We start from the raw sequence: 23,289 nt of genomic DNA, 5'->3' as shown, positions 1-23,289 counted from the left end.
GTCGCTGAGGCATGATGAGGGCGCCAACTGCAGATTGTCGCGGGAGCTCGGGGTGCGCCGGGCTGAGAGGGCAGCCATAGATCCGCTGCCGACCGCCTGAACCTGTCCGGGTAATGCCGGCGTAGGGAGTGTGCGATGACGCATGTCGTCGACGAAGTTCCGCTGACTCTTGAAGGCAGGCCGCCGAAGACCCTGGGCGTGCTCGATCAGGGCGCGCTCTGGGCGAATCTCGGAGTCAGCCTCCTGGGCTTCTCCGGCGCGCTGCTCCTGCTCAACCCCCTGTCCGACGCTCCCCTCAGCCTGACCGCCGCGCTCCTGGCGACCGTGGTCGGCAGCCTGATCGGCACCGCCATGGTGGGCCTGTCCGCCGTCCCCGGCACCCAGACGGGGCAGCCCGCGATGGTGCTGCTGCGGGGCCTGTTCGGGGCGCGGATCTCGTACGTCCCCACGGTGCTGAACATCGTCCAGATGCTCGGCTGGGCCGCGTTCGAGCTGTGGGTGATCGCCAAGGCGGCCAGCGCGATCTTCGGCGCCGTGCCGTACCAGGTGTGGGTGATCGCGGCGGGGGTGCTGACCACCGCGCTCACGATCTGGCCGCTCGGGTCCGTCAGGCTGCTGCGGCGGTACGTCACCATCGGCGTGATCGTGTCGATGGTGTGGTTCGCCTGGTTCTTCCTCACCAGGGCGCCCGCGCACACCGGCGGGTCCTGGACGGCCTTCGCGCCCGCCGTGGACTACGTGATCGCGCTGTCGGTGTCGTGGGTGCCGATGGCGGCCGACTTCGCCCGGCACTCCAGGTCGAGCAGGGCCGCGTTCACCGGCGTGGTCGGCGGCTACACGCTGGCTCAGGTCGCCTGCCTGGGCCTGGGCGTGTTCGCGGTGGCCATGGCGGGGGCCGACAAGGTGGCGGCCGACGGGACGTCGGTGTTCGGCGCGTTCGTGGCGGTGCCGCTGGGCGCGCTGTTCTTCGCGATCCTGGTGCTGCGCGAGACCGACCAGTCGTTCGCCAACGTCTACTCCACCACGGTCTCGCTGCAGAACCTGATGCCGCGGGTGGACCGGCGCGTCTTCTCCGTCGCCATCGGCGTGCTGAGCGTGGCGATCGCCCTGGTCGTGGACGTCAACTCGTACGGGGCGTTCCTCGGGGTGATCGGGGCGGTGTTCGTGCCGATGTTCGCGGTGCTGGCCGTGGACTACTTCGTGCTCGGCGGCTCGCGGAGCTGGAACACCGCGGAGAACGCGCCCTCGCGCTGGTCGAGGCTGGTGCCGTGGGCCCTCGGCTTCGTGGCGTACTGGCTGACGACCTCCGCGCCCACGCTCAAGCCATGGGACGACTTCTGGCAGGGGGTCCGCGACGCCATCGGCTTCACCCGGCAGCCGTGGATGAACGGGGCGCTCGGCGCGGCCGTCGTCGCCGTGCTGGTCACCCTGCTGATCAGCTGGTCGACACGCGCCTTTCGACGTTGAGCAGGTGCTGCTTGGCGGCCGCGCCGCCCGCGTAGTCGCCGAGCGCGCCGTCCTCACGCACCACCCGGTGACACGGCACGATCACGCACACGGGGTTGGAGGCCAGCGCGTTGCCGATCGCCCGCAGCGCGCGCGGCCTGCCGATGCTCGCGCCGATCTCCTCCAGCGTCGTGGTGGTGCCGTACCGGACCGCCATCGTCTTCTGCAGCACCGTGCGGGCGAAGGACGTCGCCAGCGCCAGGTCGACGGGCGTGGTGAACGCGCGCAGACGGCCGGAGAAGTAGGCGTCCAGCTCCCTGCGCACCGGGTCGAGCCGGCGCGGATCCGGCCCGATGAACCTGCCCACGTGCCTCGTGAGCAGCTCGTACACGGCGTTTTCCGGCTCGAAGCTGCACGCCGCGATGCCCTTGCCGGTGACCGCGAGCATCAGCCTGCCGACGGCCCCGTCATAGGGGCCGAAGGCGATGTCAGGAGGCGCATCACCTCGATAGGTGCTGGAGGTCACGCGCAACAGGGCATCGAGATCGTTGCTCGACATGCCGCCAGCCTCCCGCCGCCGAGAATCACCGTGACCGCAGCGTATCGGACGGATCGCCCGACGCACTCACCACGCCACGTGCACTATGGAGGAGTGGGGGACGAATGGGCCGGTAGTGACGACGAAATAGCTCGCGCTGCCCTCGCCGGTTCGCCCAACGCCGTCGTGGTCGTCGACCGTGATCAGAGCGTACTGGTCTGGAACGAGGCGGCCGAACGGCTGTTCGGGTGGACGGCGGAGGAGATGCTCGGGCGCCGGGCGCCGATCGTGCCGGGCGAGCTGACCGCCGAGCACAACGCCGTGCTCGAACGCGTGCGCACCGGCGGCCAGGTCTCGGTCCGCACCAAGCGCCTACGCGACGACGGGACCGTGCTCGACGTGCGCGTCGACATCAGCGCGCTGCGCCTGGGCAGCTCCGTGGCCGGGTACGTCTGTGTGCACCACCTCGCGCGGGCCGACCAGGTGGCAAAGGACCGCATGGCGCGCCGGGCCAGGCTGGTGCGCCGGCTCACCGACGTGGTCGGCGACATCAACTCCGAGCTGGAGCTGTCGGCCGTGCTCGACCGGATCTCGGCCAGCCTCACGGAGCTCACCGGGGCGGACGCGGGCGGGTTCGTGCTGATCGAGGATGAACGGTTGCGGCTGGTCAGCACGTACCAGCTCCCGGAGGCCATCAGGGGCACCACCACGGACCTGCGCACGAGCCTCGTCGACAAGCTCTTACGCACCGGCAAGACCGTCATGCTGGAGTCGAACGGGCTCGAGGACCTGGTCTGGGCCCGGCTGAAGGGGCTGCACACGATCGCACTGGGCCTTGCCGCGGTCGGAGGGCGCCCGTACGGGGCCCTGTACGCGCTGTTCGCCCAGAGCACACCCGGACACCTCGAACTGGAGCTGCTGGAGCTCCTGGCCGGTCACGCGGGCATCGCCGTCGGCAACGCGGTGGCCTACCAGGAGGCGGTGCGGCAGCGGGCGCACGAGCAGGCCGTCTTCGACGCCAGCGCCGACGGCATCGCCGTGCTCGACGGATCGGGGCGGGTCGTCCGGTGGAACCCGGCCGCCGCCGAGCTCACCGCGTTCCCGGCCGACGCCGTCATCGGCGGGCCGCCGCCGTTCCCGCTGCCCAAGCCGGGCGAGAAGGTCACGTTCCAGATGGAGACCGGGCGGTGGCTGGACGTGGTGAGCGCGCAGATCGAGGAGACCGGCGAGGTGGTCATCGACTTCCGCGACGTGACCACGGCCAAGGAGCTCGAGGAGGCCAAGGACCTGTTCCTGGCCACGACCAGCCACGAGCTGCGTACGCCGATCACGATCGTGCGCGGGTTCGCCAGCACGCTCGACCGGCGCTGGGACAAGATGAGCGACCCCGAACGCCGCTCGGCCGTGCACACGATCTCCGAGCGGGCCAGGTCGCTGGGCGAGCTCATGGACCACCTGCTGCTCGGGGCCAGGGCGGGAGCCGACGAGCTCAAGGTGCGGATCGAGGAGTTCGACCTGGCCGAGCGGATCGACGCGGCCACGCTCGGGCTGCCCGCGCTGTCGGACAAGCACCGGGTCGAGGTGGTCATCCAGGACGGGCTGCCGAACGTGCTGGGGGACGCCCTGGCCACGGACATCGTGCTGGGGCAGCTGCTGGAGAACGCGTTCAAGTACTCGCCCAAGGGCGGGCTGATCAGCGTGGAGGCCTGGGCCGAGGCCGACAACGTGATCGTGGTCGTGGACGATGAAGGGGTCGGTATCGCCCCTACTGACCGAGAGAGGATCTTTGAGAGGTTCGTCCAGGTGGACAGCGGCGACCGGAGACGGTTTGGTGGAGTGGGGCTCGGTCTCTACATAGTCCGCAGCCTCGCCAGGGCTCAAGGCGGAGACGTGAGCGCGCACCCGAGACCCGGAGGCGGCACGCGTATGCGGCTTGAACTGCGAGCGAGCGCCGCCGCCTGGACACGAGAGGGAACGCCGTCGCCTGGACTGAGGAGCGGCGGGAGCGAAGCGACCAGAGCGACGAGGGAAGGCGACGGCTTTGAGTGACCGAGCTGCCTCCACGGAGTGGGGGCCATGAGCACGGAGCGGCGGGAGCGCAGCGACCAGAGCGACGAGGGAAGGCGGCGGGTCTGAGCGAGCGAGCCGCCTCACGAAGTGAGGCCATAAGCACGAGGGGCTTTCCGGGCGTAGTTTCCACTATCGGATCCGACACACCGAGGCGGTAACGAGGTGGTCACAGTTGAGCTGATCTATCGTCCAATGTGTACAAGCTGTGATCGAGATGCGGTTTCTGGGATCGAGTAACGGGGCATTTCGGTCGTACCGGGGAGTGTTCCCGCGGGGGGCACAGGGAACGGGGAGGTGGGTGTGTCAAGCGTGGTGCTGCTGCCGTACGCGCCGTCCAGCGTCGCCGTCGCCCGCCAGCGCCTGAGCACTGAGCTGCAGGACAGCGGGGTTTTTTCGACGGCGATCGATGACGCGGTGCTCGTGGTGAGCGAGCTGCTGAGCAACGCGCTGAGGCACGCGCATCCCCTTCCGTCGGGGATGGTGAGAGTGGCGTGGCTTCGGAGTGACGATCACATCGAAGTGGCGGTGAGCGACGGGGGTGCGGCGACCGAGCCGCGCGCGGGCCGCCCGACCCTGTCGTCGCTCGGGGGCCGGGGGCTCGGCATCGTGGAGTACGTGGCGGAGAGCTGGGGGGTCCGGCACGACGGTGACACGACCACGGTGTGGGCCATCCTGCCCGCTCCTCGCGGGTCGTTGAACGGGCAGGTCACAGCCCTCAGAGAGGCCGGCTAGCCAGCACCGCCCGCTCGGTCGTGGCCCATGCCATGGACACGAGCAGGTAGAGCCCGGCCGCGAGCGGCAGCACCAGCGTGGCGAGCACGGAGCCGTACGGCATCCATGGCAGGAGTCGCTTCAGCCAGTCCGGCTGGTCCTCGGTCACCTTGATGTTCCTGGCGGAGAACCATGCCACCACCGCGACCAGCGCGATGACCAATACAAAGACCAAAACCGGCGCACTGACCAGACCGAAATTGGCCACCGTCCCGGCGACCTGCTGACCCAGCGGAGCGCCGAAAAGGGTATGTCCGGCCAGCGCGGTCGGATGCGTGGCCACCCGGTACATCAGCCACATGAACGGAAACTGCCCCAGCATCGGCAAGAACCCGGCGAACGGCGAAGTGCCTTCCTTGGCGAACAGCGCCGAGGTCTCCTTGGCCAGCCGCTCGGGGTTGCGCGCGTGGCGCTTCTGGAGCTCGCGCAGCTTGGGGGCGAGCCGCTGGCGGAGCTTCATGGTCCGGGACTGGCGGACGTTCAGGGGCAGCAGCAGGAGCCGTACGGCCAGGGTGAACAGCACGATGCCCAGCGCGGCACTGCCCCCGGACATGCTGATGACGAACGTGACAAGAGAATCGATCATGAGCCCTACTTGGAGTGAGATGAGGGAAAAGGGCTCACTCGTACGAGGAGCCCCGCTTGACGATGAAGCGGGGCATGCCTAAGGGGCTCGTGGACGCGAGCGACCGGCCGCGTCAGGGTCGCGCTGCCGCTGGAAGGCGGTACGGCGCGCGTAACTCAGCGGAAAGCTCGGCGGCCCTCCACTGAGGATGGGCAGGAACGTGGCTGCCCACGTGGCCAGCAGCAGGATCGCCAGCATGGTGATCCCGACCAGCCACGGGTCGAACAGGAAGAACGTCAATGCGATCGGGAGGACTTGCCCACCACGGTGACCGCGACGAAGACGAGCAGAGCGATCACCCCGATGATCAAAGCGATCTTGACCAGGCCTACCAGCATCGGCAGCAGGAAATTGAACAGCACGAAGAGACCCAGCAGGGTCCCCAGCACGAGCATCACGACTCTACCCATGCAGCAACCGTACGTCCTCCGGACATGATCCGCGAGGCTTACGAAGCAATGACGTACCTGACACTTACGTGTTCCCCGGCCGTACCGTGAAGTCGTGAACACGCGCATCCTGGTGGTCGATGATGATCCGACCGTTTCCGAGGTCGTCGCGCGCTATCTGGAGCGCGACGGTCACGAGGTCGAATGCGTCGGCGACGGGGTGGAGGCGCTGCGCAGGGCGCTGGCCCATCCGCCCGACCTCATGGTGCTCGACCTGATGCTGCCCAAGCTCGACGGGCTGCAGGTGTGCAGGAAGCTCAGGGAGCGCTGGCCCGTACCGGTGATCATGCTGACCGCGCTCGGCGAGGAGATCGACCGGGTGGTCGGGCTGGAGACGGGGGCCGACGACTATGTGACCAAGCCGTTCAGCCCGCGGGAGCTCGCCCTGCGCGTGCAGTCGGTGCTGCGGCGGGCGCGGGGTGCGTCCGTCACCGGCGGCACCGGGGTGCTGCGCGACGGGGATCTGGTGGTGGACGTGGGGGCGCACGAGGTTCGGCTGCGGGGGGACGAGGTGATGTTGACGGCGCGGGAGTTCGATCTGCTGGCGCACCTCATGCGCAACCCGCGGCAGGCCTTCAGCCGCTCCGCGCTGCTGAACCAGGTGTGGGGGTGGTCGTTCGGCGACTCCTCCACCGTGACCGTGCATGTCAGGCGGCTGCGGGAGAAGATCGAGCCGGATCCGACCGAGCCGCGGAGGATCGTCACGGTGTGGGGGGTCGGATACCGGTATGAGCCGATGGAGGGCGGTTCCTGATGCCGCAGCCCGGTGACCTGCCCATGGTCGTGGCGGTGGCGGCCGGGCTCGGGCTCGTGGTCGCGCTGCTGGGCATCGGGGTGATGTGGCGGCTGCGCACCAGGTCCATCGGGGTGATGATGGCCGTGGTCGTGGTGGTCGCCGTGGCGGCCACGCTGGTCGGGGTCGTGGCGATCATCATGAAGATGATCATCGAGGGTCCCGTCAAGGACTTCGTGCTGAGCGTGGTGGCCGTGGGTGGGCTGGTGGGGCTCGGGGTGGCGTTCGTGCTGGCCAGGCGGGTGGTCGCGGAGAGCCGGCGGCTGGTGGATGCCGTACGCGACGTGCCGTTCACCGCGCCCCGGGGGCTGCCGGCCGAGCTCCAGACCATCGCGAACACCCTGGAGGAGGCGTACGCGCGGGAACGGGCCCTCGAAGGGGCGCGGCGGGAACTCGTCGCGTGGGTGAGCCACGATCTCCGTACGCCGCTGGCCGGGATGCGGGCCATGGTCGAGGCGCTGGAGGACGGGGTGGTGTCCGACCCGCTCACGGTCGCGCGCTACCACGCCCAGATCAAACTGGAGGTGGAACGGCTCTCGGGGATGGTGGACGACCTGTTCGAGCTGTCGCGGATCCACGCGGGGGCGCTGCGGCTGTCGCGTTCGCGCATCGGCCTGGCCGACCTCGTGGCCGACACCGTCGCCGGGGCCGAGCCGCTGGCCAGGGCCAAGGGGGTGGTCCTGACGGCCGAGGCGTCGGCGTCCCTGCCGGTGGAGGCCGACGCGGGGGCGTTGGGGCGGGCCCTGCGGAACCTCGTGATCAACGCCATCCGGCACACGCCATCGGACCGGACCGTGGTGCTGCGGGCCGGGGTGGATGAGGAGGGGATGGCTTGTCTGTCGGTTGCGGACTGTTGCGGGGGGATTCCTGAGGAGGACCTGCCCCGGGTGTTCGAGGTCGCCTTCCGGGGGGAGGCCGCTCGTACCCCTACGGCCGACGGCGGGGCGGGGCTGGGGCTCGCCATCGCGCAAGGGATCGTGGAGGCGCACGACGGGGTGATCGGGGTGGTCAATGACGGGCCGGGGTGCCGGTTCGAGATCCGGCTCCCCCTGGTCGCCGGCTGACCGGCCCGCTCGTTCCTGACCGGGCTCCTCGGCAGCCTCCTGCTGTACGGCGGCTCGTGCGCCCCTGCCACCGGGCCGCTGCCACCGGGCCGCTGCCACCGGGCCGCTGCCACCGGGCCGCTGCCACCATGCTCCTGACGCCATGCTCCTGACGCCAGCCTCCTGGCGTCGGGCGCTGGGGCGCGTCTGGTATCGGCCTCCTGGTGCGGCCCTCAGACGCTCTCCGGGAGCTCCGGCTCGGCCGGATCCCTCGGGGCGCCGAACGACTCCGACATCGCTCGAAATGTCGGGCAGGGCCAGCGCCACATGCAGCTCCGGCATCGCAGGATCGGATGGGCGGCGTCGCTGGTGATGCCTCCCGCGTCCCTCGGCTGGTGAAGCTCGAGCAACCTCAGCCCGAGCTCCAAGAACCTGAGCAGATCAGCCCGGGCACCGCCCAGGAAGTCAAGGTCCTCGATCGCGAGCCGGGTGCGGATGGGGACGTAGCCTTCGCGGTTGACCAGGCTGCGGAGGCGCTCTGCTTCGTCATGCCATGAGGTGGCCTTCTCCGTGCGGATGAGGATGTTCTCCAGGCGCTCTCGGAGCCCTTGACGCTGAGGGTCTTCAGGTTTTTCTGCTTTCATCGTCGCGGGACCCGTCTGTCGTGCCCCAGCCCCTCCTTCGCCGTGAAGTCGTGCCGTGTCCGGTGTCACGCTGTCAAGCTTCGCGTACTCTCCGTTTCCATGGAGCCCAAACGGAGGACAAAAACCTGTGGTTGCCCTATCGGCGTGACAACGTGACCGGAAGCCTTCGCGCCGCTAGCCTGCCCATGTGGAGCTCAAGGTCTCGACTCGATCACATGCCGGGTGCGCACTGGTTGCCATCACCGGGGAAATCGACCTCTATACGGCGCCTCACCTGCAGTCCGAGTTCACTCGGCTGCTGCAGGAAGGGCCCAGCCGAGTGGTCATCGACATGTCCGCCGTGGATTTCTGCGACTCCACGGGGATGAACGTCCTGCTGTCTGCGCTCAAGCGGATGAAGGAGCAGGGAGGGGCGCTCGACGTGGCCGCCCCACGTCCTGCGGTCCGCAAGATCCTGCAGGTCACCGGGCTCGACTCGGTGTTCACCGTGTACGACGAGGTGCCGCAGGAGTTCCTCATAACCGAGGGCTCATGACGGGATCCGTGCTCGGATCCGAGGACGTACAGGGCGGGGTCGCCTCGACCCTGGCCGCAGGGGCGGCGCGCTGGACAGCGGCGCCGCTGCTCGCGCATGCAGCACACCGGGCACCTGCGGCGCGCTCTGAGAACGTGTTGCGTAGGACTCGGGCAATGCGACCTGGGGACATGCCGCGCAGGACCTCAGCAGCGCATCCGGCGGGCGCGTCGCCGTCGCGCGGGACATTAGCACCGCGACCTGCCGGGATGTCCTGCGTGACAGCAGCGCCCCGGCCCGCACACGGGACATGCAGGACAGCAGTGCCTCAGCCTGCGCATGGGACGACAAGCGTGGCAGCGCTCCCGCCTCTGCGTGAGGCCCTGCCTGAGGTCGTGCATGTGCTCCGGCACGAGGCCCTGCACGCGGCCTCGCAAACAGCCGCCCTGCACGAGATGGTGACGGCGACGGTGGCGGTGAATGCCACCATGCGCGGCACGTTGCAACCGCCTCACAACGTGCCGTGCTGCCGCTGCCGTACCGACCGTGGCTGGAACGTCGGCTACGGTGGCAATAACGGCCCGAGTCGGGTCGCGAGTCACGGCCCGGGTCGAGTCGCCGGCTACGGCCCGGACGTCGTTCCCGGCCCCGGCGCTCGGCTGAGGAGAAACGGAAGCGTCGTGTGCGGAGGTGGCGCTCGGTGAGCAGCGGCGACACAGCGGTCATCATCCCGGCCGCCAACGAAGCCGACCGCATCGCGGCCACCGTCACGGCTGCCGCTGCCCTGCCAGGCGTGGATCTGGTCGTGGTCGTGGACGACGGCTCGCGGGACCAGACCGGCAGGGTGGCCCGCGCGGCCGGCGCCAGGGTGGTGCGCCACAGCCGCAACAGGGGCAAGGCCGCCGCGATGGAGACCGGCGCAGAGGCCGTCCGTCTCCTCGACGAGGATGCCACCCCCCGCCACCTGCTCTTCCTCGACGCAGACCTGGGCGAGACGGCTCACGCCGCCGCACCCCTCATCGAGCCCGTACGCGCGGGCAAGGCCGACATGACCATCGCGGTCTTCACGACCAGGGTGAAGCTGGGCGGCCACGGCCTGGTCGTACGCCTGTCGAAGGAAGGCATCCGCCGCGCCACCGGCTTCGAACCCGCCCAGCCGCTCAACGGCCAGCGCTGCCTCACCAGAGCCGCTTTCGAGGCGGCCCGTCCGCTGGCGCGCGGGTTCGGGGTGGAGACGGCGCTGACGATCGACCTGCTCCACAAGGGGTACCGGATCGTGGAGGTCGAGGTCGACATGGCCCACCGTGCCACGGGGACGGACTGGCGAGCCCAGCTCCATCGAGCGATCCAACTCCGGGACGTGGCCCTTGCGCTAGCCACGCGAGAGCCGCTAATCGCCCAAAACCTCAACAAAGTCCGCCCCAATCGCTGACCATCTCCACACCTGGGGACGACCACAAAGCCGTTTTCCCTCCTCGGGCCAGGGCGGCGGCCTTCCCCTCCACAGGGACCCACAGCCTGATCCCAGTTATCCACAGGAAGGTCCCGTCCGGCCGAAGCCCCCTCGCGAGTGTGCTGGAATTTGCCGGTGACTTCGGAGAAGCGGCACGAAAAGGCACGGGGCCGGCTCGCAGGGCTGGCCACGGCGGCGATCGGCGCCTCGATCCTGCTGACGATCACCATAGGCCTCCTCGGCCCATCCCCGATGGTGCCCGCGCTGACCGGCCCCAGCTGGCAGCCGCCGTACTCTCTCGACGTCCACCCCAACCCTTACCTGGTGATCGCCTTCGCCGCCGCCGCGATCACCCTGGGCGGCCTCGGCCTTCTGACCGCCCTCACCCTGACCCGCCCCCCAAAGCTCCTCCACCCACCCACAGCCACCTCCGACACCCCAGCCACAGCCACCAGCCCGGACCACACCACCTCCCCACAGCAAACTCCGACGCAACCCGATGAGCCGCAGCCACCTGCGCCGGGAGCAGCCGGTCCTCGGACCGACATGACGGGGACCGACGTGCCGCAACCCCCTGCGCCGGGAGCAGCCGGGCTCGGGACCGACGCGACGGGGACAAATGCACCGCGTGGGGCACTGTTGGGCAAGCTTTGGAGGCTGCCGAACGCCCGCCTCCTCGTCCTGATCGGCTGCGCAGCCGCCGCAATCCTGGCGTTCCTACCGCCATCCGGCTCCGGCGACCACCTCAACTACGCCGCCTACGGCCGCATGGTGACACTGGGCCTCAGCCCGTACACCCATGGCGCGGTGGACCTGCCGGGCGACCCCATCGCGGACGCGGTCGAGGAACCCTGGCGCGAAGAGCCGAGCGTGTACGGCCCGGTGGCCACAGCCGCACAAGCGGTGGCGAGCTGGATCGGCGGCGACTCCCTCCGCCTGACGATATTCGTGCTGGCCCTGTTCAACGCCGCCGCGTTCATAGCGACGGGCCTGCTCATCGACCGTTTCACCAGAGACGACCCGACCAGACGCCTGCGCGCCGCACTCCTGTGGACGGCCAACCCCCTCCTGCTCTACCAACTGGTAGCAGGAATGCACGTGGACACCCTCGCCATCGCCTGTATGGTCGCCGCCCTCCTGGCCAGAAGCCGCCCCACAGGATCCGGGGCCCTGCTCGGGCTGGGAGTGGCGATCAAGGTAAATGCCGGCCTCGTAGCCCTCGGCCCCGCCTGGGAGCTACGACGCCGCCCCGCCCGCCTGGCCCTCATGGCGGCCTGCGCACTCGCGGTAGTGCTCATCGGGTACGCGATCGTCGGCCCGGAAGCGATCGCCCCGATGACGCGCACCAGCAAGTCGATCTCCCACGCCTCGTTCTGGAAGCTCGTCCAGGGCTGGCTCCAGTCCATCGTGGGCACAGGCAGCGCCTACCGAGGAGAGATCCAGATCGGCTCACTCCTGGTGCTCGCCCTCCTCGCCTGGTCCCTGCTCCGCCTGGCCTCCCGCTCCCGCCAACCCGGCCTCCCCCCAACACCCACCCCGAGCAACGAGGCAACCCCCCTCCCATCGAACGGACCTGGCCACCACACGACCTCCACAACGAGCTACCGGGCAGCCAGCGAGCCAAGCAGCGCCACATCGAGTGCAGTGACCCACCCACCGGCAGGTGGACCAGGCAATGCCACCTCGAGCGGAGTGAGCCACCACCCGACGAGCCGGGTGAGTGACGCCCCATGGAGCGGACCGAGTAACGACGCAGGAAGTGGACCGAGTACCGACCCAGGAAGTGGACCGAGTACCGACCCAGGAGCTGGGACAAGTAACGACCCAGGGAGTGGGACGAGTAACGGCGCAGGTCGCTGGTCGAACCGCTGGACAGCGCCGCACGGCAACGGCGGGCTTGAAGCACCGGTCGTGGCGGCCGGGCTGATGGTCGCCTACGTATTCGCCACGCCGTACATCCTGCCCTGGTACGACGGACTGGCCCTCGGATTGCTGGCGCTGGTGGCAGCCTCCACGGTGGACAGGTTCGTGGTCGCCCACCTGCTGGTCCTGTCGTTGGCATACCTCCCGGCCAGAGTGAACGGGCAGCCAGAGGATCTCGATTGGCTCAGGGAGGTGGTCCGGCCTCAACTCGCGTGGGTGCTGCTGGCCCTGACGGTGGCATTGGCCCTTTGGGCGTGGCGAGCTGCCAGACGTGAACGCCTCCCATCGGCGTCGGCTCGGACGCGGCGCGTCGCAGGGTGAGCGCTGATCGTTGCCGTCGGCCGGGTGGGGCTTGGGTGCTGGTGGTTGGCGTCTGCTGGACGCCGTTGCCTACCGGCTGACACTCGTTGCTGGCGTGTGTTGGGTGGGCGGACCGTAAGGCTGGCGCTGGTGCTGGTGGCCGCCGTGGTGATCGGCAGACGGGCCCAGGGGCACCCGGTCCGGCGTCGGACGCCACCGCCCCCTGCTCACCGGCAGCGATGGGCAGGGGCATCGGGCCGTCCAGACCGGACCGGACACCTGCGGGAGTGAGGGACCCGACCCCGCATCCCGGGCGCCGCATCCCGGACGCCGCATCCCGGACCACGGGCCCCGGACCACGGGCCCCGGACCACGGGCCCCGGACCACGGGCCATGGAGCCCGGGCCATGGAGCCCGGGCCCCGGATCACGGAGCCCGGATCACGGAGCCCGGATCACGGAGCCCGGATCACGGAGCCCGGGCCACGGAGCCCGGGCCACGGAGCCCGGGCCACGTACGCGATTTGTGCTGCCTGGGCGCGGTGCGTATGCGGGCGACCAGAACGCTCAGCACCGTTCGGAGCGTTCGGCTGAGCGTGTGCCACTCATGCTCACTCCATAGGAACGGTGGTGAGCTGGAGGGCGCGGACGCAGGCGGCCAGGGTCAGCGGAACGGCCACCGTCAGGGCCATGGCGGGGATGGCGATGCCGGAGTCGTTCATGAGGAAGCCGACGAAGGCGCACGTGAGGGCGCCGAACAGGCCGGCTCGGAGGGTGGGGGCCACGCGGTAGGCCTGGCCGAGGGCGGAGGCGCCCCATCGCGAGGGCCGGTCGAGTATCAGGAACAAGAAGGCCAGCGCGACCAGGGAGAGGAGGGTCAGTGACCAGTTCCCGACGGTTACGCCGATCATGGCGCTGAACTTGCGCCCGACGACGGTCCACGCCTGGCCGTCGATGACCTGCTGGACGAAGTTGCCCAGGTGGGTGCGCTGGGAGTCGGGGCGCAGCCAGTCGAACACCGAGAGGGCGCCCACGAACGCGGCCCCCACGAGGCCGACGAGCAGGAGTCTCAACAGCGATACGCGTTTGCCGGAAAGCAGAATGAGGAAGACCGCCAAGCCGATCACGAACGCCGGTACACCGCCGAAGTCAGCTCCCCACGAAGGCCATCCATCCGCGAAGACCGCAAGTCCCCCGTACAGGGCGCAGGCTGCAACGACCACGACCCTGGACACGCCTCTGCCGAGCAACCACTGCGCTACGCCTGCGAGTCCGAGGATGGTGCCTGTGGCGTAGACGGCGAAGGCGATGTTGCTGAAGCCGTAGAAGCGGCCTCCGGTCACGGGCTCGTAGCCGGTTACCGCGTTCACCTGGAGCTTGGAGCCGGTCATGACGTCGATGAGGAGCGCGAGGGAGGTGACGGCGGCGACCACGGTGAGCGGGCCCAGCACGTGCGCCCGCCACGGACCGGCGAAGGCCAGGGCGATGATCAGTCCGGCGATGGCCACGATCGTCACGATCACCGACAGCATCGGTACGGGCAGGGTCCACCAGGGCACCAGTTGGGCCAGGAATGTGGAGACGGGGATGGCTCCGCTGATCACCGCGACGATCTGGACGGATTTGAGGAGCTTGGAGCTGCTCGCGAAATCGCTGCCTGGGGTGCCGGGGGCTGAGGTGCCTTCCTGCGTAGTGGGCGAGGGCTTGATGGGCGAGGGCTCGCTGGATGGGTGTTCCACGTACGAGGGCCCGGTGGGCGGGAGGTTGGTGGCGGAGGGTGACGTGGATGGGTGTTCGGCGGCGGCTGGGGATTCCGCGGATGGAGGTTCGGTGGCTGAGGGATCGGTGATTGAGGAGGCGCTGGGCGAGGGTTCGGTAAGTGGGGGGCTGGTGGATAGGGCTTCGGTGGGTGGGAGGTTGGTGGAGGGGGGCCTGGTGCGGGGAGGGGTGGGGGAAGTGGTGTCTCGGCGGCGGCGCAGGGCCAGGGCGGCGAAGGCGTAGAAGAGGAGCTGGACCGTCACGAGGACGGCGAAGAACGGGCCGCGTACTTCCCGGAGCACCTGGCTCGCCAGGTCCCCGTCCGCCAGTTCCGCCACCGTTTCGGCCGGTGTGGCGGCGGTCGGGCCGTTGGGTTGCCAGGGGCGGCCGACCACTTGGCGTGGGGCGGGGAGGCCCAGGAGTTGGATGGCGGTGGCGGTGAGGTCGGTGATGGTGACCAGGGCGTCCTGGCGGGTGGAGGTGGCCGTGAGGTAGCCGTGGTCGTATGGTCGGCCGTTCGGCGAAGGGCCCTTGGCGATCGCCACGTGGAGGTGGGCGATGGGGGACACGTCCGAGATGCCGGCCACGAGGGTGGTGGTGTTGGGGGGCAGTTTGGCGATCAGGGCGCCGATCTGCTGGTCCGCCTTGGTCGCGGCCGCCTGGCGGGCCGCGGCCGGCAGCGGGGTGGGGACGCCGTACTCGTCCAATGGCTGCGCGGTCCAGGCGGTTGCCAGGTCGGCGGCTTCCATGATGATCAGGTTGTACGGGGTCAGGTCGCCGGCGGCGCCAAGGGTGGGGGCGTATTTGGCGATATTTCCGGACTTGTCGGCTCCGGCCAGTGCAGCGCCTGGGCCGATGGCGGCGACCTTGCCTCCGTTGTCCGTCACCAGCTGGCCCAGCGTGCCGAGTTGGGCGTCGAACCCGGTTTCGGACTGGTACGCGCTCAGGGCGGGCCAGTCCGGGATCTTGGCCGCTTCCCCGGTGAGCTGGGGGGTGGGGGGTTGGAGGCAGCCCTTGCCTGCCGTACCGGCTCGCTGGCCTGCTGAGATGGTCAGCCAGCCCGCTGTGGGGCAGGTGATGCCGCGGTCCGGGGGTGGTACGGCTCGTGTGGAGAGAGAGGCGGAGGCGCCCTGGCTGAGGAGGGACCACAGGTGGGGCGTCCGGGATGGGTTGAGGTCGCTCCATTCGAGGCCAGGCACGCCGATGAGGGCTACGTGGGCTTGATCGAGCCCTTGGGCGGACTGCTGGTGCTGCCGTGCCGCGGTGGTGGATGGGTTTGCGGACGTGCCGGGGGATGTCGCGGCGGCGGCCGGAAATGGGGCCAGCGAGAGGCAGGTTGCGGTGGCCAGGCCGAGGGTGAGGACGAGGGTGCCGAGAGTGCGCCTGCTCGCATGGGCGCGCTTGGGTGCTCTTGCCTTGGAGGCGGGCTGGAGCACCGACCTGGCGGAGGCGTGCGCGGGCGTGGGCCTGGTAGCGGCGTGGGTGGCCGGGGTCTGATGTGGTGCCGCGGTGGGGTGTTCTGATCCGGGCTGGGGGGCGGTGCCATCGGCTGAGCGCGTGGGCGTCAGTCCGGTGGTGCTTGGGGCAGGGGTGGGGTCGGCGCCGTCCCAATTGGGCGTGGCGTGTGGCATGTACGGACCCCCATTGTTTGCCCTCGATCAACAACAGCCACGGTAACGTGCCACATCGTGACAAGTGGCGAGGTGCGAGTGGTACGGCGGCAGTGGTGGGCGTGGGCGGTCGTGGTGCTCGTGGTCGCGGCGGCCGTGGCGCCCCTGGTGGTCGTGTGGCTCACCAATCCGGATGACCAGCGGCTGGTCGACCTGGACGTTTACCGTACCGGGGGCCAGATGCTGCTCGAGGGCCGGCCGGTGTACGACTATGTCACACCCGCCCCGCAGCTGTTGCCGTTCACGTATCCGCCCGTCGCGGCGATGCTGGCGGTGGCGCTGGCCGAGATGTCGTGGGGGACGGCCCAGTGGGTCTGGACGGCCGGGATATTCGCGGCGCTGGCCGTGACCGTGTGGCTGTCGTTCAGGCAGGCGCTCACGAAGTACGTGCCCTGGGTGTTCGCGCTGCTCATGGTGGCCTGCACGTACCTGATGCCGATCAGGGACCAGGTGCGGTTCGGGCAGGTGGACATTCTGCTGGTCGCGTTGTGCCTGGCCGACTGCGTGGTCAAGCGGCCCTGGTGGCCGCGGGGGTTCCTGATCGGGCTGGCCACGGCCGTGAAGCTCACGCCGGGCGTCTTCCTGATCTACCTGCTGGTCACGCGGCAGTGGCGGACGTTCTTCATGGCGGCGTTCACGACGGCGGTGCTCACGCTGCTGCCGTTCGCGGTGATCCCGCGGGACGCGTCGCAGTTCTGGTTCTGGGCGCTGCTCAACCCCGACCGCCTCGGCTCGCCCGCGGGCACCACCAACCAGTCGATCCGCGGCATGCTGATCCGGCTCTACCTGCCCGAGACGGCGACGGCCGCGATCTGGCTGGTGATCGTGGCCGTGGTCGGGTGGTACGGGTTCCGCGGCGCGCGGGCGGCGTACCGGGCGAATGACCAGCTCACCGCGGTCGCCCTAGTCGGGCTCATGGCCGTGCTGCTCTCGCCCGTCGCCTGGATCCACCACCTCGCGTGGGTGGTCGTGGTGCTCGGCGCGATCGTGGGCGACGGGCGCGATCCGGTCAGGCTGCGGGTGGCGGCGGGCGTGTGGCTCTATTACGTGCTGCCGATCCCCTGGTGGGGCGTCTCGCTGAAGGCGGCCGACATTCCGGGGGTCAGCCTGGTGCTGGGGAAGATCGTCCAGAACGGGTTCGGGCTGGGCGCGCTGGTCCTCGTGTGGTTGTTGGTGTCCTGGTTGCCGAAACGGCGTCAGATCGCATGACCGAGCCATTACCCTCTGTGCCGTGCTCGTTACCACATGGGTCATCGTGGGCGTCGTCGCCGGGGTCAGCGGCGTGTTCGTCGGGTATCTGTCGCTCCGGCAGGCCAGAGCGGCGGTGGAGGACTGCCAGCGGATGCTCGCCCGGCAGACCAGCGAGGGCATGGGCGATCTCAGGGCCATCAGGGATGTGGCCGTCTGCCGGTACGACGCGCTCTCCGAGATGACCGGGCGGCTGTCGTTCTCGGTGGCGATGATCAACGGGCTGGGTGACGGCATCGTGCTGACCTCGATCAACGGGCGCAGCGAGACCCGTACGTACGTGCGGCCCGTGGTCGGCGGGAAAGGGCGGGAGCCGCTGTCGCCCGAAGAGGAGGAGGCGGTGCGGGCGGCCAGGCTGGGGCTCGGGCCGATGATCCTGTCCCGGGCGTCGGGCCCGCTGTAGGCCGAGGACGACATCGTGCTGGTGGGCTCAGTCGGGGCCGCTGTAGGCGGGCAGTTCCCTGGGTGAAAGAGGGGCGCGGCGCGCTCACCTGCGGATACTCTGGATGCATGCCCAGACTCGCCTATCTCGGACCGGAGGGCACCTTCACCGAAGAGGCCCTGCGGCTCCTCGACCCCACGGCCGAGCGCCTGCCCTGCGCCAACGTGCCAGCCGCGCTCAACGCCGCCCGCAGCGGCGAGGCCGACGGCGCCGTCGTGCCGCTGGAGAACTCCATCGAGGGTGCGATCACCACGACGCTCGACGAGTTCGCGTGGGGCGAGCCGTTGCTGATCACGGCCGAGCTGCTGCTGCCGGTGCAGTTCTCGCTGCTGGCCCGGCCCGGCACCGAGATCCCCCACATCAAGCGGGTCTACACGCATCCCGCGGCCATCACCCAGTGCCGCGCCTTCATCGCGCGCGAGCTGCCCGACGCCGTCGTGGTGGCCGCGCCGTCGACCGCGGCGGCGGCCCAGGAGGTCTCGCTGCCCGGCTCGCCGTACGACGCCGCCATCGCCGCCCGCATCGCCGGCGAGCACTACGGGCTGGTGGAGCTGGCCACGGACATCGGCGACAGGTCCGACACCGTGACCAGGTTCGTGCGGGTGGCCCGGCCCGGTCAGCTGCCCGAGCCGACCGGCTCCGACCGCACCACGCTGGTCGTCTTCCTCGCCGACGACCACCCGGGCGCGCTGCTGGAGATGCTGACGGAGTTCTCCGTACGCGGGGTCAACCTGACGCGCATCGAGTCGCGGCCGACCGGTGACGGCATCGGGCGCTACTTCTTCCACTTCGACTTCGAGGGGCACGTGGCCGACGCCCGGGTCGGGGAGGCCCTCGCCGGGCTCCACCGCATCTGCGGCGAGGTGCGTTTCCTCGGCAGCTACCCGCGCGCCGACGGCATCGCGCCGCAGATCAAGCGCGGCACGTCGGATCCCGAGTTCGCCGAGGCGGGCGGCTGGCTCGCCCGGGTCCGCGCGGGTCAGGTCTGAGGCCACGGCGGGCCGAGTCGGCGTGTACGCGCGGGTCAGGTCTGAGGCGACGACCGATCGAGTCCGCGTGTACGCGGTAATACGGGGGCGGGCTGCTGCCGCGCGCCGGTAGCCTTTGGCTTGTGATTGACCTGCGTACCCTTCGTGAGGATCCCGACCGGCTACGGGCGTCGCAGCGTGCCCGCGGTGAGGACGACTCCGTCGTCGACACGCTGCTCGACCTGGACGAGCGCCGCCGATCCGCGCTGACCTCGTTCGAGTCTCTGCGCGCCGAGCAGAAGAGCATGGGCAAGTCGGTCTCCAAGGCGCAGGGCGAGGAGAAGGCAGCGCTGCTCCAGCGGGCCAAGGACCTCGCGAGCCAGGTCAAGGCCGCCGAGGCCGGGGCGGAGAAGCTGACGGGCGAGCTCGACGAGCTCGTCCAGGCGGTGCCCAACATCGTCGAGGAGGGCGCGCCTGAGGGCGGCGAGGACGACTACGTGGTCCTCGAGACCCATGGCGAGCCGCGCCAGTTCGACTTCGAGCCCAAGGACCATCTGGAGCTCGGCGAGGCGCTCGGCGCCATCGACATGGAGCGGGGCGCCAAGGTGTCCGGCTCGCGGTTCTTCTTCCTCAAGGGCGTCGGCGCCCGCCTGCAGCTCGGCCTGCTCAACATGGCCATGCAGCAGGCCATCGAGGCCGGGTTCACCCCGATGATCACGCCGGTGCTCGTCAAGCCGGAGACCATGCAGGGCACCGGCTTCCACGTGGCCCACGACAAGGAGATCTACCGCCTCCCCGAGGACGACCTCTACCTGGTCGGCACCTCGGAGGTCGCGCTGGCCGGCTACCACGCCCAGGAGATCCTCGACGGCGGCGACCTGCCGCTGCGCTACGCGGGCTGGTCGTCGTGCTTCCGCCGCGAGGCCGGGTCGTACGGCAAGGACACCAGGGGCATCATCCGCGTCCACCAGTTCGACAAGGTCGAGATGTTCTCGTACGTGCGCCCTGAGGACGCCCACGAGGAGCACCTTCGCCTGCTCGCCTGGGAGAAGGAGATGATGGCCAAGATCGAGGTTCCGTACCGGATCATCGACACGGCGGCGGGGGACCTCGGCATGTCGGCGGCCCGCAAGTTCGACTGCGAGGCGTGGATCCCGACCCAGGGCCGCTACCGCGAGCTGACCTCGACCTCCAACTGCACGGAGTTCCAGGCCCGCCGGCTCGCCGTCCGCTACCGCGACAAGGACGGCAAGCCGCGGCACCTGGCCACGCTCAACGGCACGCTGGCCACGACCCGGTGGATCGTGGCCATCCTGGAGAACCACCAGCAGGCCGACGGCTCCGTGGTGGTTCCCGAGGCGCTGCGGCCCTACGTGGGCCTCGACGTGCTGGAGCCGTCCAAGTAAGCGCGGCGGGCGTCGTTCCTGATGAGGACGGCGCCCGCGAGCGCGACCAGGCCGGTCAGCAGCACGGCCAGGGCGACGGCGACCCAGTACGGGCCCGGGGTGCCCTCCGACCAGCCGTAGAAGGGCGTGTAGACGGTCAGGTAGACGAGCGGGGCCGCCAGCACCCCTACGGCCGCGGGAGTGGGCCGGGCGCGGCCGGCCCCGGCCAGCGCGAGACACACCACCGCGCCCACCAGGGTCGCGAGCATGCCGAACAGGATCAGGCCCGCCGCGTACTCGCCGGCGAAGAACGGATCGGGGCTGCTGAGCGCGGTGAAGAGACCGAGGCTGGCAGCCGCGGCGAATCCGATGTACGCGCGCTGGTAGCGCTGCAGCCCCGCTGCGGCGCCGCCGAACAGCATGCACACCGCCAGGAAGATCGCCACGTTGCGCTCCGGCGACAGGTCGACCGCGGTGGGTTCCGGCGAGCCGGGCAAGCCGACGTGTCGCCACTCGCCGGACACGTCGCGGACCAGGATCCCGTCCAGGCCGTTCGCGACGACCACGACGTGCCCGCCCGGACGGGCCTGCACGGCCAGCGCCATCGAGTGCCGGCCGGCCCAGGACGGGTACCGCCGGGCGAGCCGCTCGCGGTCGTCCGCGGTGAGCGCCCATGAGGGACCCCAGGTCTTGCCGCCGTCGTCGGACTGCTCGACGGCCACCCGGTCGGGCACCACCCGGTAGCACCGGGTCGGCTGCCGGGGCACGCAGGCGGCGCTCTGCAGCGGCCTGCTCTCCCGCGCACCGCCGTACTCCTCCCAGGTGACCCCGCCGTCGTCGGAGATCTGGGTGAGGCCGTCCCGCACGTGGACGACGATCGAGTCCCCGTCCACATTGACAGAGCTGGCGCGGGGCACGGGTGCGGCTGATGTGGCCGTCACCGCCAGTACGGCCAGCGGCATCGTGACGATCACGCGCCAGCGCGCGGAGTACGACTCCAGGCTGCGGCGGCGTACCCACCAGGCCAGGGCGAGCGCGGGCAGGGCGAGGAGGTCCGTGGGATCGGCCAGGACGCGCGATGGGCCCGCCACAAGGGTCCAGGCATGGGAAGCCAGCTCAGCGCCCGTCTCCGTGGTTTTCACGAGCGTGAAGAGCACCCCGGTCAGCACGGTGGCCGCCAGATCGGCCCGCCGCCAGAAGAGCAGGGCCACCAGCGCGGGGGCGACGACCAGCCCCGCCACGTCGCTGAGCTTGCCCGTGAGCGGCCCGGGCCAGGCCTGCTTGAGCAGGTGGTCGTTGATAAAGAGCACGAACACCCCGGCAACGGTCACGGGGTGACATAACCAGGCGTACCTCATGTAGGGGTGGATGGCCGCGAAGCCCAGAAGGTTCGCGGCCGTGACCAACCCGGAACAAGCAAAAGACCGAGGCCCGCTGGAAGCGAACCCCGGCCTGTCTCGCCGCTACAAGGTCAGATGGCGCGGACCTGGGAGGCCTGCGGCCCCTTCTGGCCCTGCGTGATCTCGAACTCGACCCGCTGACCGTCTTCAAGGCTGCGGTAGCCACTGCCTTGAATCTCGGAGAAGTGCACGAACACGTCCGGCGCACCGCCGTCCGGGGCGATGAAGCCGAAGCCCTTCTCGGCGTTGAACCACTTGACGGTTCCCTGAGCCATAAAAGCTCTCCCTCAGGATGTGAATCTATGGGACCCACACCTCGTGGGTCCCGGTGTGTCGTACAGCAAGCACCCGGGGTGGCTCAGACAAAGTCATGCTGGTTTTCACTACGGGATCAGCTAATACAACGCCATCACATCTAACACCATTCTGGCGCGTTGGTGTTCCCGTACCAACGAAGATTTCTGTCAGGCGGCATCACCCGGCAAACTGGAACCTGTTATGCAGAGCCTTCCCGCGCCCCGTCTTGTGGCCACCGACCTCGATGGCACCGCGTTGCGTACTGACGGAACCGTGTCTCCCCGCACAGTGGCAGCCTTCGGCAAAGTCGAGGAATCCGGTGCTGTGCTCGTGTTCGTGACGGGGCGTCCGCCCCGGTGGATGGGCGGGGTCGCGGGTGCCGTACGTCACCGTGGGCTCGCAATCTGTGCGAACGGGGCACTGATCTACGACCTCCATACCGAACAGATAGTGGAATCTCACCTGATCACGGTCGATGTACTTGAGGAAGTCGTGGATCAGCTAAGAGCGAACGTGTCCGATCTCGTATTTTCGGTCGAGTATGAAGCGGGTTTTGCGCATGAGTCAGAATTCCTCCTGGGTGGCCTGGACAGGGGGGCCCTAACGGCACGCGTCGACTCGGTAACGGCACGTCCGTGCGCCAAGCTGCTGGCCCTGCACCCCGGAATGGACGCGGACGAGCTGCAGGCCACCGTGGAGGGGTTGGTGGGGCATCTGGTGACCGCGACCCACTCCAGCCGCAGGGGCCTGATCGAGATGAGCGCCCAGGGTGTGACGAAGGCCACGGCCCTGGCGGCGCTGGCCGGGCAGCACGAGATCAAGCCCTCGGAGGTGATCGCGTTCGGTGACATGCCGAACGACCTGCCCATGCTGGGCTGGGCAGGCACGTCGTACGCGGTCGCGAACGCACATCCGGACGTGCTCGCGGCCGTCGACCACGTGACCGCGGCCAACGACGACGACGGCGTCGCTCAGGTGATCGAGCGGCTCTACGGATAGCCGGCGGCTGCCCGGAGCAGGCGCTCGCGCCCGTTACAGGTAGGGGCCGGAGCCGCCGGGCGGGCGGTGCTGGTCGTCCCCCTGCGGCACGCCGGGCAGCGCCCTGCGCATCTGCTCCAGCTGGGCACGCGCGGCCATCTGCTGCGCGAACAGCGTGGTCTGGATGCCGTGGAACAACCCTTCGAGCCAGCCGACCAACTGGGCGTGCGCGATGCGCAGCTCCGCCTCGCTCGGCGGCGCGCCGTTCTCCTCCGTGAACGGAAGGGACAGCCGCTCCAACTCGTCGACCAGCTCAGGAGCCAGGCCGTCCTCGAGCTCCTTGATCGAGGACGCGTGGATGTCCTTCAGCCGCTTGCGGCTGGCCTCGTCGAGGGGCGCGGCCCGGACCTCGTCGAGGAGCTGCCGGATCATGCTGCCGATGCGCATCACCTTGGCGGGCTGCTCGACCAGGTTGGTGACCGATCGATCCTCTTCGCCACTATCGCCCTGACCTTGGAAGTCAGGGCCCACCACCACGATGTGAGGGGTGTTGTTGTCCTCAGCATTCATAACAC

The 23,289-nt window shown here is 69.6% G+C and carries 22 protein-coding genes and 1 riboswitch; of the genes, 13 read left to right on the top strand and 9 right to left on the bottom strand.

Annotation, left to right across the window (positions count from 1 at the left end; all coding sequences use genetic code 11):
• The first annotated feature begins 29 nt into the window (after positions 1-29).
• Positions 30-145: riboswitch (TPP riboswitch) on the top strand.
• Positions 136-1,467, top strand: a complete 1,332-nt coding sequence (locus ACWDRB_RS51480) for a purine-cytosine permease family protein (protein ID WP_449907580.1) — start codon at positions 136-138, stop codon at positions 1,465-1,467. Its footprint overlaps the riboswitch before it by 10 nt.
• Here the strand turns inward: ACWDRB_RS51480 and ACWDRB_RS51475 are convergent.
• A complete protein-coding gene (locus ACWDRB_RS51475) occupies positions 1,436-2,005 on the bottom strand; it encodes a methylated-DNA--[protein]-cysteine S-methyltransferase (protein WP_350732404.1) in 570 nt (189 codons plus the stop codon). The genes ACWDRB_RS51480 and ACWDRB_RS51475 overlap by 32 nt on opposite strands.
• A 93-nt stretch (positions 2,006-2,098) precedes the next feature.
• On the opposite strand from ACWDRB_RS51475, the gene ACWDRB_RS51470 reads away from it, so the two are divergent.
• Positions 2,099-4,033, top strand: coding sequence for an ATP-binding protein (locus ACWDRB_RS51470; protein WP_449907578.1), 1,935 nt, complete (start codon positions 2,099-2,101; stop codon positions 4,031-4,033).
• Between the two features lie 321 nt (positions 4,034-4,354).
• Positions 4,355-4,786, top strand: a complete 432-nt coding sequence (locus ACWDRB_RS51465; RefSeq protein WP_449907576.1) for an ATP-binding protein — start codon at positions 4,355-4,357, stop codon at positions 4,784-4,786.
• Here ACWDRB_RS51465 and ACWDRB_RS51460 read toward each other — a convergent pair.
• From ACWDRB_RS51460 to ACWDRB_RS51450, 3 genes are all read right to left on the bottom strand, one after another.
• Complete coding sequence (locus ACWDRB_RS51460) at positions 4,770-5,411, bottom strand: YidC/Oxa1 family membrane protein insertase (protein WP_449907574.1); 642 nt, start codon at positions 5,409-5,411, stop codon at positions 4,770-4,772. The genes ACWDRB_RS51465 and ACWDRB_RS51460 overlap by 17 nt on opposite strands.
• Positions 5,412-5,489: 78 nt before the next feature.
• Positions 5,490-5,690, bottom strand: coding sequence for a DUF6412 domain-containing protein (locus ACWDRB_RS51455; RefSeq protein WP_350732412.1), 201 nt, complete (start codon positions 5,688-5,690; stop codon positions 5,490-5,492).
• Positions 5,687-5,860 carry a hypothetical protein gene (locus ACWDRB_RS51450; protein ID WP_185079462.1) on the bottom strand — a complete coding sequence of 58 codons (174 nt, stop codon included), beginning with the start codon at positions 5,858-5,860 and terminating at the stop codon, positions 5,687-5,689. Before ACWDRB_RS51450 ends, ACWDRB_RS51455 begins: the two co-directional genes overlap by 4 nt.
• Before the next feature lie 94 nt (positions 5,861-5,954).
• Here ACWDRB_RS51450 and ACWDRB_RS51445 point away from each other — a divergent pair, with 94 nt between their 5' ends.
• Both ACWDRB_RS51445 and ACWDRB_RS51440 read left to right on the top strand, forming a co-directional pair.
• The gene (locus ACWDRB_RS51445; RefSeq protein ID WP_357751989.1) at positions 5,955-6,653 is read left to right on the top strand and encodes a response regulator transcription factor; all 699 of its coding nucleotides are present in this window, start codon (positions 5,955-5,957) and stop codon (positions 6,651-6,653) included.
• A complete protein-coding gene (locus tag ACWDRB_RS51440; protein WP_449907571.1) occupies positions 6,653-7,756 on the top strand; it encodes a sensor histidine kinase in 1,104 nt (367 codons plus the stop codon). The genes ACWDRB_RS51445 and ACWDRB_RS51440 overlap by 1 nt, the downstream gene beginning before the upstream one ends.
• 212 nt (positions 7,757-7,968) lie before the next feature.
• Here the strand turns inward: ACWDRB_RS51440 and ACWDRB_RS51435 are convergent, their stop codons facing one another.
• Positions 7,969-8,379: a hypothetical protein gene (locus ACWDRB_RS51435; protein ID WP_449907569.1), complete on the bottom strand. Its 411-nt coding sequence runs from the start codon at positions 8,377-8,379 to the stop codon at positions 7,969-7,971.
• 187 nt (positions 8,380-8,566) lie between these two features.
• Between ACWDRB_RS51435 and ACWDRB_RS51430 the strand changes: the two genes are divergently transcribed.
• The 3 genes from ACWDRB_RS51430 (at position 8,567) to mptB (ending at position 12,590) form a co-directional block, all read left to right on the top strand.
• Positions 8,567-8,914: an STAS domain-containing protein gene (locus ACWDRB_RS51430; protein ID WP_185069723.1), complete on the top strand. Its 348-nt coding sequence runs from the start codon at positions 8,567-8,569 to the stop codon at positions 8,912-8,914.
• A 679-nt stretch (positions 8,915-9,593) separates the two neighbouring features.
• The gene (locus tag ACWDRB_RS51425) at positions 9,594-10,325 is read left to right on the top strand and encodes a glycosyltransferase family 2 protein (RefSeq protein WP_449907567.1); all 732 of its coding nucleotides are present in this window, start codon (positions 9,594-9,596) and stop codon (positions 10,323-10,325) included.
• Between the two features lie 156 nt (positions 10,326-10,481).
• Positions 10,482-12,590, top strand: a complete 2,109-nt coding sequence (mptB, locus tag ACWDRB_RS51420) for a polyprenol phosphomannose-dependent alpha 1,6 mannosyltransferase MptB (RefSeq protein WP_449907565.1) — start codon at positions 10,482-10,484, stop codon at positions 12,588-12,590.
• A 589-nt stretch (positions 12,591-13,179) separates the two neighbouring features.
• On the opposite strand, the gene ACWDRB_RS51415 is transcribed toward mptB, so the two are convergent.
• The gene (locus ACWDRB_RS51415) at positions 13,180-15,525 is read right to left on the bottom strand and encodes a hypothetical protein (RefSeq protein ID WP_449907563.1); all 2,346 of its coding nucleotides are present in this window, start codon (positions 15,523-15,525) and stop codon (positions 13,180-13,182) included.
• A gap of 489 nt (positions 15,526-16,014) precedes the next feature.
• Between ACWDRB_RS51415 and ACWDRB_RS51410 the strand changes: the two genes are divergently transcribed.
• The 4 genes from ACWDRB_RS51410 (at position 16,015) to serS (ending at position 20,060) form a co-directional block, all read left to right on the top strand.
• Complete coding sequence (locus tag ACWDRB_RS51410; RefSeq protein ID WP_449907561.1) at positions 16,015-17,205, top strand: glycosyltransferase 87 family protein; 1,191 nt, start codon at positions 16,015-16,017, stop codon at positions 17,203-17,205.
• Positions 17,206-17,227: 22 nt separating this feature from the next.
• Positions 17,228-17,647: a DUF4446 family protein gene (locus tag ACWDRB_RS51405; protein ID WP_449907559.1), complete on the top strand. Its 420-nt coding sequence runs from the start codon at positions 17,228-17,230 to the stop codon at positions 17,645-17,647.
• 107 nt (positions 17,648-17,754) lie between these two features.
• Positions 17,755-18,675 (top strand): prephenate dehydratase, encoded by a 921-nt coding sequence (gene pheA, locus ACWDRB_RS51400; protein WP_350732429.1) that lies wholly within the window; start codon positions 17,755-17,757, stop codon positions 18,673-18,675.
• Positions 18,676-18,797: 122 nt separating this feature from the next.
• Complete coding sequence (gene serS, locus ACWDRB_RS51395) at positions 18,798-20,060, top strand: serine--tRNA ligase (protein ID WP_449907557.1); 1,263 nt, start codon at positions 18,798-18,800, stop codon at positions 20,058-20,060.
• Here serS and ACWDRB_RS51390 read toward each other — a convergent pair.
• Both ACWDRB_RS51390 and ACWDRB_RS51385 read right to left on the bottom strand, forming a co-directional pair.
• A complete protein-coding gene (locus ACWDRB_RS51390; protein ID WP_449907556.1) occupies positions 20,024-21,355 on the bottom strand; it encodes a hypothetical protein in 1,332 nt (443 codons plus the stop codon). The genes serS and ACWDRB_RS51390 overlap by 37 nt on opposite strands.
• A 155-nt stretch (positions 21,356-21,510) precedes the next feature.
• A complete protein-coding gene (locus ACWDRB_RS51385; RefSeq protein ID WP_093173019.1) occupies positions 21,511-21,714 on the bottom strand; it encodes a cold-shock protein in 204 nt (67 codons plus the stop codon).
• A gap of 223 nt (positions 21,715-21,937) precedes the next feature.
• Here ACWDRB_RS51385 and ACWDRB_RS51380 point away from each other — a divergent pair, with 223 nt between their 5' ends.
• Positions 21,938-22,735, top strand: a complete 798-nt coding sequence (locus ACWDRB_RS51380) for an HAD family hydrolase (RefSeq protein ID WP_350732433.1) — start codon at positions 21,938-21,940, stop codon at positions 22,733-22,735.
• 33 nt (positions 22,736-22,768) lie between these two features.
• On the opposite strand, the gene ACWDRB_RS51375 is transcribed toward ACWDRB_RS51380, so the two are convergent.
• Entirely contained in the window at positions 22,769-23,284 is a 516-nt protein-coding gene (locus ACWDRB_RS51375) for a bacterial proteasome activator family protein (protein WP_192789222.1), read from the bottom strand.
• Positions 23,285-23,289: the final 5 nt, after the last annotated feature.

It is taken from the genome of Nonomuraea sp. NPDC003707, assembly GCF_053587055.1.
This window is presented reverse-complemented; position numbering and strand designations above follow the sequence as displayed.